A 1,501-nucleotide genomic window follows, 5' to 3' on the forward strand; every position below is an offset into this window, starting at 1 on the left:
GGCGAGGCGTCGGCGGCCGCCCCCGCACCGACGCCCGGTGCCGGTGCCGGTGCCGGTGCCGCGACCGGTGGCACGGCCGGCGCCACGGCGGTCGGCACGGCGGTCGACGAGGACGCGTACGTCGTCCCGGCGGGCACGGTGGTCACGGCCGCGCCCGGCCTGCTCGCGCGGCTCGGGGCCGAGGCCCTCGGCTCGTTCGTCATCGTGCTCGCGGGCGTCGGCATCGCGCTGTACGCGACGTTCAGCAACGCGGGCGGCGGCCTGGCGATCGCGCTCGGCTTCGGTATCGCGCTGCTCGCCAGCATCGTCGCGTTCGGCGCGGTCTCGGGCGGCCACTTCAACCCGGCCGTGACGTTCGGCGCGTGCCTCGCCGGCCGGACCCCGTTCCGCGACCTGCTCCCCTACTGGCTCGCCCAGGTCGTCGGCGCGGCGCTCGCCGCGGCCGTGCTCTACCTGACGATCCCCGCCGGCCTGCCGGCCCTCATCAGCCAGACCGGCGACACCTCGCGCCGCGGCCTGTTCAGCGGCGCCGCGAACGGCTTCGACGAGCACTCCCCGCTCTCGCGCCTCTCGGGCGACCAGGCCGAGTTCACCCTCGTGTCGGCGCTGCTCATCGAGGTCGTGCTGACGGCCGTGCTCGTCGGCGTCATCCTCGGCGCGACCGACCGCCGCGCCCACAAGGCGCACGTGCCGTTCGCCGTCGGCCTCTCCTACGCCGCGCTGCTGCTCGTCGCGTACCCCGTGACGAACGGGTCGCTGAACCCGGCCCGCTCGCTCGCCGCCGCCATCTTCTCGGAGCGCTGGGCACTCGAGCAGGTGTGGCTGTTCTGGGCCGCGCCGCTGCTCGGCGCGGCGATCGCCGCGCTCGTCTACCGCGCGTTCGCGACCGAGCCGACCGAGGACTCGCTCTTCGGCGAGGACGAGACGTACGTCGTCGAGGACGACGTCGTGGTCGTCGAGGAGCGCCGCGCCTGACGCGTCCCGCACCCGCACCACCGCGAGCGTGCGTCCCGGCCCCGAGGGGTCGGGACGCACGCTCGTCGCACGTCGGGCCGCGGCCGCGTCGGGGTCCCGCGCGGGCGTCCGCTCAGGCGGTCGGAGCCACCCAGGCGAGCGTCGCCAGGGCCACCGCGGCCAGCACGAGCGTCGCGACGTCGAGACTCTTCGCCCGCACGCCGAACGCGGCCGGCCCCGGGGACGGCAGCACCGCACGGGCGACCGCGAGCACGAGGAGCAGCAGCGCGAGCGCGGACGCGCCCACGGCGGCGTCCCACACGTACGCGGCGCCGACGCTGACGGCGACGCCGCCGACCGTCCAGAACAGGGACGCGTTGCGGCCCGCCGCCAGCGAGGCGCGCGCGATCGCCCGGGGGTCGAGCGGGCGCTCCTCGGGCGGCACCTCCGGGGCGGGGGGCTCGCCGGGGGCCGGCGGCTCACCCAGCAGCTGCGGCTCGCCCGGCCGCTGCGGGTCGCCGGGCAGCTGCGGCCCGCCGGGCACGTG

At 77.6% G+C, this 1,501-nt stretch carries 2 protein-coding genes; one reads left to right on the forward strand and one right to left on the reverse strand.

All coding sequences use genetic code 11. The features are described 5' to 3' along the window. Nucleotides 1-975, forward strand: a 975-nt coding sequence (locus AB6N23_RS18330; protein WP_412867386.1) for an aquaporin, incomplete at its 5' end; no start/stop codon positions are given. Between the two features lie 112 nt (nucleotides 976-1,087). On the opposite strand, the gene AB6N23_RS18335 is transcribed toward AB6N23_RS18330, so the two are convergent. Then, a partial coding sequence (locus AB6N23_RS18335) for a DUF3017 domain-containing protein (protein ID WP_412867387.1) occupies nucleotides 1,088-1,501 on the reverse strand: 414 nt, incomplete at its 5' end.

Origin of the sequence: Cellulomonas pasadenensis, assembly GCF_047229365.1 — a bacterium.
Lineage (GTDB): Bacteria > Actinomycetota > Actinomycetes > Actinomycetales > Cellulomonadaceae > Cellulomonas.